The following is a 6,607-nucleotide window of genomic DNA, read 5'->3' on the forward strand; positions in this document are numbered from 1 at the left end:
AGCTGCGCGCCGCGGGGCGTTCTCCAAAACCCGCAAGGCCCTGACCGCTGTGGGTCCGGGCTGTATCGAAATGTCAGAACGTGACGCCGGCCACCAGGATCACATTGGCGTACGGCGTGCACTCGCCCGTGCGCACCATCACCCGGGCCTGCTGCGTGCGGCGTTTGAATTCCTCGTGCGAGACCGTCTGGGGCTGCACGGGCAGAGCGCACCAGGCGGGCAGCGCGCCGCCGCTGCGCTCCACGGCTTCGGTGGCGATGACCGCACTTTCGACCTGCATCTCCGCCAGCACCACGCGCAGCACATCGGCCACGGCCGGGATGCCGGGAGTCAGCGCCAGGTCGATGCGGCGCGGGCCGGGCGGGATGGGCAGGCCCACGTCGCCGATGACCAGCAGGTCGCCGTGGCCCAGGCTGGCGATGGCGTGGGAGAGTTCGGCGTGCAGCAGGGGGGTGCGTTTCACAGGGGGCTCCAGGCGGGCGGTTGGGGGCTTTGCGCCACGGCGGCGCGGGTGGGGATGGAGGGCTGCGCGCCCGGCCGGGTGACGCACAGGGCCGATGCGCGGATGCCTTCGCGCACGGCAGCATCCAGCGGTTCGCCGCGCGCGAGGGCCACGGCCAGCGCGCCCAGAAAGGTGTCGCCCGCGGCGGTGGTGTCCACGGCCTGCACGACGAGGCCGGGGTGGTAGCGGTTGCCTGCGGCATCGGCGGCCACGGCACCGGCCGCGCCCAGGGTCACCACCACCTGGGCGGGGCCCTTGGCGCGCAGCCGCTGTGCAGCCTGCGCGGCATCTGCGGGAGTGGTCACGTTCTGGCCTGCCAGCGCGGCGGCCTCCACTTCGTTCACCACCAGCGTGTGCACCAGCGGCCACAGCGCGCCGGGCAGGGGCTGGATGGGCGAGGGGTTGAGCACCACCGGGCAGCCCGCGGCGTGGGCCTGCTGTGCGGCGGCCACGACCTGGGGCAGGGGCGTCTCGAACTGCACCACCAGCCCGCCCGCGCCTTGCAGCGCAGCGCCCAGCGCCTGCGGGTCGAGCACGAAGCGGCCGTTGGCGCCGGGCACCACCACGATGCGGTTCTGGCCCGTGGCCTCCACGGTGATGGCCGCCACGCCGGTGGTGGTCTCGGCATCGGTCTGCACGCCGCGGTGGTCGATGCCATCGGCATCCAGCCCGGCGCGCAGCGTGTGGCCGTAGCCGTCGTTGCCCAGGCGGCCGAACAGCGCCACCCGGGCGCCCTGGCGCGCGCAGGCCACGGCCTGGTTGCCGCCCTTGCCGCCGGGCACCAGGTGCAGCGCGTCGGCCAGCACGGTTTCGCCCGGGCCGGGGGCGTGTTGCACCTGCAGCACCAGGTCCATGTTCAGGCTGCCGACCACGGCGATGCGGGGGGCGGTGTTCAATGGGGCGCTGCTCATGCCGCACCTCCCGGGGCCCGGGCCGTGGACGAGCGCACGCGCAGCTCGGGCTGCAGCATCACCTGGCGGGCGTCCTGGCGCTTGCCGTCGATGCGTTCGAGCAGCATGTCCACCGCCAGCGCGCCGATGCGCTGCTTGGGCTGGGCCACGGTGGTGAGCGGCGGGCTGGTGAAGGCGGCCAGTTCGATGTCGTCAAAGCCCACGATGGACAGCGCCTCGGGCACGCGCAGGCCGCGCTCGTGCGCGGCGCACAGCGCGCCCATGGCCATGAGGTCGTTGCAGACGAAGACGGCAGTGGGCGGCTCGGGCGCGCGCAACACCGCGTGCATGGCCTCGTAGCCGCCCTGGCTGGTGAAGTTGCCGTGCCACAGCAGGCCATCGCCGCGGCCGCAGCCGGCCTCGGCCAGCGCGGCGCGCCAGCCGGCGATGCGCTGCTCGCTGGGCGGCAGCCCCACCGGCCCGCCGATGCAGGCGATGCGGCGGTGGCCCTGCTCCAGCAGGTGGCGGGTGGCCAGCTGGCCGCCCTGCAGGTGCGCGGTCTCGACCAGGTCGCAGGGCTGCTCGGCGATCTCGATCTCGCGGTCCACCAGCACGGTGGGGATGGACAGGCCCGCCAGCTGCGTGGGCAGCGTGGCGTCATGGCCGGTGGAGACGACGATCAGCCCGTCGATGCGCCGCTCGGCCAGCACCTGCAGGTAGCTGCCCTGGCGGTGCGCCTCGTCGTTGGTGTTGCACAGGATGACGTTGTAGCCCGCGCCGAAGCAGCGGTCCTCCACGCTGTGCACGATCTCCGCGAAGTAGGGGTTGGAGCTGTTGGGGATCAGCATGCCCAGCGTGCGCGTGTTGTTGCTCTTGAGGCTGCGCGCAATGGCGCTGGGCACGTAGCCCAGGGCGCGGATGGCGGCCTCGACACGCGCGCGCCCTTCGGGGCTCACGCGGCGCGTGCCGTTGACCACGTGCGACACCGTGGTGACCGAGACTTCGGCGTGGCGCGCAACGTCCTTGATAGTGGCCATGGGAGAGGAATGACGGAATGCGGTGCAAAGAGGGGCGTGAGGCTCAGGCCGCGGCGCGGCGCTGGCGCAGCGTATCGACGATGACGGCAGCCACGATCACGCAGCCGGTGATGATGCGCTTGCTCGGCTCGCTGGCGCCCACCTGGGCCAGGCCGGCTTCGAGCACCGCGATGATCAGCACGCCGAACGCGGTGGTCACCACCGAGCCGCGCCCGCCCATGAGGCTGGTGCCGCCAATCACCACGGCGGCGATCACCTGCAGCTCCATGCCGGTGCCCGCGTTGGGGTCGGCCGCTTCCAGGCGCGCCGACTGCATGAGGCCCGCCAGCCCCGCCAGCAGGCCGGTCAGCGCAAACACGATGATGCGCACCGGGCGCGGGTCCACGCCGGCCAGGCGCATGGCTTCCTCGTTGGTGCCGATGCCCACCACCGAGCGGCCGAACACCGTGCGCGTGAGCACCATCTGCGCCACCACCACCAGCACCAGCGCGATCAGGAAGGCCACCGAGGCGCCGCCAAAAAACGGCGCGGCCAGCCACGAGATGGCGTCGCCTACGTACTGGGTGCGCGAATCGGTGACCAGGTAGGCACTGCCGCGCACGGCTTCCAGCATGCCCAGCGAGACGATGAACGAGGGCAGCCGCCACGCCACCGAGATGGCGCCCGTGATGGTGCCGCACACCAGGCCCGTGGCCAGCGCCAGCGCGGCGGCGGCCGGCACCGTCCAGCCCCACTGCAGGATGGCGGCGGCGGACGTGGCGGCCGACAGGGCCATCACCGAGCCCACCGACAGGTCGATGCCCGCGATGATGAGCACGAAGGTCATGCCCACGGCCATCACGGCCAGGGCCGGGATTTCGTTGGCGATGGTGACGAAGGTCTCGGCGCTCCAGAAGTATTCGGACAGCCAGGAGAACAGGCCCACCATGCCGGCCAGCACGGCCAGCAGCCCGAGGTAGGTGCCCAGCTGGCTGCGCCACACCGGCGTGGCGCGGGGGGCGGGCGAGGCAGGGGAGGAGGAAGGGGCGGCGGCGTTCATGCGGTGGCGGAAGAAGGTGCGGGGGAAGCAGGGGAAGAGGAGGAGGTGGCGGCGGAGGACGGCGTGGCGCGGCCCGCCATGTCGGAAAACGCGGCGGCCAGCAGCGATTGCTCGGACCACTGGCCGCGCTCGAACACGGCCACCAGGCGGCCGGCGCTCATCACGCCGATGCGGTCGGCCATGGCCATCAGTTCGCGCAGGTCGGACGACACCATGAGCAGCGCGCGGCCCTCGCCGGCCATGCGGTCCAGCTCGGCGTAGATCTCGGCGCGCGCGCCCACGTCCACGCCGCGCGTGGGCTCGTCCAGCAACAGAACGCGCACGGGGCGGTGCAGCCAGCGGGCGAACACGACCTTTTGCTGGTTGCCGCCCGACAGCTGGCCCACGGGCTGCTCGCCGCTCTTGCAGCGGATGCTGAGCGTGCGCACGAAGCCCTGCACCAGCCGGTGCTCCAGCGCCCGCTGCAGCCAGCCGCCGCGCGAGACGGCCGACAGGTCGGACAGCGTGGCGTTGACGCGGATGGGCTGGGCCAGCAGCAGGCCCTGCGACTTGCGGTCCTCGGTCACCAAGCCGATGCCGGCGCGGATGGCCGCCAGGGGCGATGCAAAACCTCGGGGGACCTTTTTTGCTATTGTTTGTGTAGCTGCTTGCGCTTGTCCATCAAGCGCTGGAGCCTGTTTTGATTCAGAATTGGGTGCGTGCAGCGTGAGGCTGCCCCGGTCGGCGCGGTCGGCGCCGAACAGCAGGCGGACCAGTTCGGTGCGGCCCGAGCCCACCAGGCCCGCCACGCCAAACACCTCGCCCGCGCGCAGCGAAAGGCTCACGTCCTGCACGGCCGCGCCGCGGCCGATGCCCTGCACGTCCATCACCACCGGGCCGGCGGGGCGGCGCGGTCGGTGCTCCAGGTCGCTGACCGAGCGGCCCACCATGCGGCGCACCAGGTCGTCTTCGGAGAGGCCGGCCATGGGCAGCACGTCCACCAGCCGGCCGTCGCGCAGCACCGCCACGCGGTCGGCGATGCGGCGCAGCTCTTCAAGCCGGTGCGACACGTACACGATGGCCACGCCCCGGGCCGTGAGGCGGGCGATCTGGTCGAACAGGTACGTGGTCTCGCGCGGCGTGAGCATGGCCGTGGGCTCGTCCAGCACCAGGATGCGCGTGTCGTCCTGCAGGTTGCGGGCGATCTCCACCATCTGCTGCTGGCCAATGCCCAGCTGCGAAACCGGCGTGGCCGGATCGATGGATTCGAGGCCGATCTTGGCCAGCTGCGTGCGCGCCGCGGCATGCAGCACGTCCCGCCGCAGCCAGCCCGCGCGGTTCGGCAGGCGGCCCAGCAGCAGGTTCTCGGCCACGGTGAGCGTGGGCACCAGGCCCAGCTCCTGCATCACCATGCGCACGCCGTGCTGCTCGGCCTCGCGGCGCGAGGCGGGGGCGAAGGTCTGCCCTGCCAGCCGCATGCCGCCGCGCGTGGCGGGCGTGAGGCCGCAGACGATCTTGGACAGCGTGCTCTTGCCCGCGCCGTTCTCGCCGGTGAGCGCCAGCACCTCGCCCGCGTTGAGCGCCAGCGTCACCCCGTCGAGCACGGTGGTGGCGCTGTAGTCCTTGCCCACGGCATCGATGGTGAGCAGGGGCGCGGGCGGGTTGGCAGGTGCGGGTGCGGGCATGGTGGGAGCAGTTTGGGGCGCAGGCTGGGCATCCCCCCAACCCGTTCGGGCTGAGCCTGTCGAAGCCGGGGCGCTCGGGAGTCGGCAGCTTCGCGGTCACCCACCGTTCGGGCCGAGTCCGTCGAAGCCTTGGCGCAGCGCTTCGGCAAGCTCAGCGTGAACGGCTCACGGGTGGTGAGGGGGAGGTGCCGCTCCGTGGAAAGTTACTTGCTGTCCTTGGTCACCAGCACCACATCGGTCTTCACCGTGGCGGGCAGCTGGTTCTGGGGCGTCTTGGCGGCCAGGGCCTTCTGGGCCAGCTCGATGCCGAACACGGCCTGCTTGGCGGCGTACTGGTCGGCGGTGGCCAGCACGCGGCCGTCCTTGAGCATGGGCTTGATGGCGTTGATGTTGTCGTAGCCCACCACCTGCACCTTGCCGGTCTTGCCGGCGGCCTTCACGGCGGCCACGGCGCCCAGCGCCATGCTGTCGTTGCCGGCCAGCAGGGCCACCAGGTCCGGGTGCTCGCGCAGCATGCCGGCGGCCACGGTGTTGCCCTTTTCGATCTCCCACTGGCCGGACTGCACGCCCACCACGGTGATGTTGGCGGCCTTCATGGCGTCCTGGAAGCCCAGGGTGCGCTGCTGCGCGTTGAAGGTGGTGGACACGCCTTCGATGATGCCCACCTTGTCGCCGGACTTCAGGCTCTTGGCCAGGTAGTCGCCCACCAGCTTAGCGCCGGCGCGGTTGTCGGGGCCCACGAAGGGCACGGTGATGTTCTTTTCCTTGAGCGCATCGGCATCGAGCTGGTTGTCGATGTTCACCACGATCACGCCCTTGTCGATGGCGGCCTTGACGGCGGGCACCAGGGCCTTGGAATCGGCCGGGGCCAGCACGATGGCGCTGGCCTTCTGTGCCACGGCCTGCTCGACCATCTTGATCTGCGCGGCGGTGTCGGTCTCGTTTTTGATGCCGTTGGCCACCAGCGTGTACTCGCTGGCGTGCGCCTTCTGGTGCGCCTTGGCGCCGTCTTCCATGGTGCGGAAGAACTCGTTGGCCAGCGACTTCATGACCAGGGCGATCTTGGGCTTGTCCTGCGCGATGGCCGGGCTGGCCAGCAGGCCGCCCAGGACGGCGAGCGCGGCGGCGGTTTGAACGGAACGGCGGGTGAACTGCATGGTGTCTGTCTCCAGGTTGGAATGGTGGACGAAGGCAACCGACAGCGTGGAGAGAAGTCCTCGGCAGACCCCGCAAGAAAGAGCGGTTTTCCGATGCCCGGTGCCTTGTCGCGAACGGGATGATAACGAAAGCAAACGTTTGCGCAAACGTTTGCTACTCGGTGAAAACCCGCAGAGAGGAATTCCATGGTTCCGTCAGCGACGCTAAGACCGTAGGTCGGGTTAGCCCGCGAGGGCGTAACCCGACACCGGCAGGGCATGCAGCGTGGGGTGTCGGGTTACGCTGCGCTAACCCGACCTGCGCGGCTCGGATCGGAC

General features: G+C 71.0%; 6 protein-coding genes. All 6 read right to left on the reverse strand.

The window, feature by feature from the left end; translation table 11 throughout:
- Positions 1-73 precede the first annotated feature (73 nt).
- A complete protein-coding gene (rbsD, locus tag LWW96_RS00805; protein ID WP_291483738.1) occupies positions 74-463 on the reverse strand; it encodes a D-ribose pyranase in 390 nt (129 codons plus the stop codon).
- Positions 460-1,413, reverse strand: a complete 954-nt coding sequence (gene rbsK, locus LWW96_RS00810; protein WP_291483740.1) for a ribokinase — start codon at positions 1,411-1,413, stop codon at positions 460-462. Before rbsK ends, rbsD begins: the two co-directional genes overlap by 4 nt.
- Positions 1,410-2,429: a substrate-binding domain-containing protein gene (locus tag LWW96_RS00815; protein ID WP_291483742.1), complete on the reverse strand. Its 1,020-nt coding sequence runs from the start codon at positions 2,427-2,429 to the stop codon at positions 1,410-1,412. The genes rbsK and LWW96_RS00815 overlap by 4 nt, the downstream gene beginning before the upstream one ends.
- A gap of 43 nt (positions 2,430-2,472) precedes the next feature.
- Positions 2,473-3,468, reverse strand: a complete 996-nt coding sequence (locus LWW96_RS00820; protein WP_291483744.1) for an ABC transporter permease — start codon at positions 3,466-3,468, stop codon at positions 2,473-2,475.
- A complete protein-coding gene (locus LWW96_RS00825) occupies positions 3,465-5,132 on the reverse strand; it encodes a sugar ABC transporter ATP-binding protein (RefSeq protein WP_291483746.1) in 1,668 nt (555 codons plus the stop codon). Before LWW96_RS00825 ends, LWW96_RS00820 begins: the two co-directional genes overlap by 4 nt.
- A gap of 203 nt (positions 5,133-5,335) precedes the next feature.
- Positions 5,336-6,289, reverse strand: a complete 954-nt coding sequence (locus tag LWW96_RS00830; protein ID WP_291483748.1) for a sugar ABC transporter substrate-binding protein — start codon at positions 6,287-6,289, stop codon at positions 5,336-5,338.
- Positions 6,290-6,607: the final 318 nt, after the last annotated feature.

Origin of the sequence: Acidovorax sp. (assembly GCF_021287135.1) — a bacterium.
GTDB lineage: Bacteria > Pseudomonadota > Gammaproteobacteria > Burkholderiales > Burkholderiaceae_C > Acidovorax.

What these genes read in the sequence shown, in the direction of transcription:
- LWW96_RS00825 (WP_291483746.1), bottom strand. Translation starts at nt 5,132, where the DNA reads ATGCCCGCACCCGCACCTGCCAACCCGCCCGCGCCCCTGCTCACCATC.
- LWW96_RS00815 (WP_291483742.1), bottom strand. Translation starts at nt 2,429, where the DNA reads ATGGCCACTATCAAGGACGTTGCGCGCCACGCCGAAGTCTCGGTCACC.
- LWW96_RS00830 (WP_291483748.1), bottom strand. Translation starts at nt 6,289, where the DNA reads ATGCAGTTCACCCGCCGTTCCGTTCAAACCGCCGCCGCGCTCGCCGTC.
- rbsK (WP_291483740.1), bottom strand. Translation starts at nt 1,413, where the DNA reads ATGAGCAGCGCCCCATTGAACACCGCCCCCCGCATCGCCGTGGTCGGC.
- LWW96_RS00820 (WP_291483744.1), bottom strand. Translation starts at nt 3,468, where the DNA reads ATGAACGCCGCCGCCCCTTCCTCCTCCCCTGCCTCGCCCGCCCCCCGC.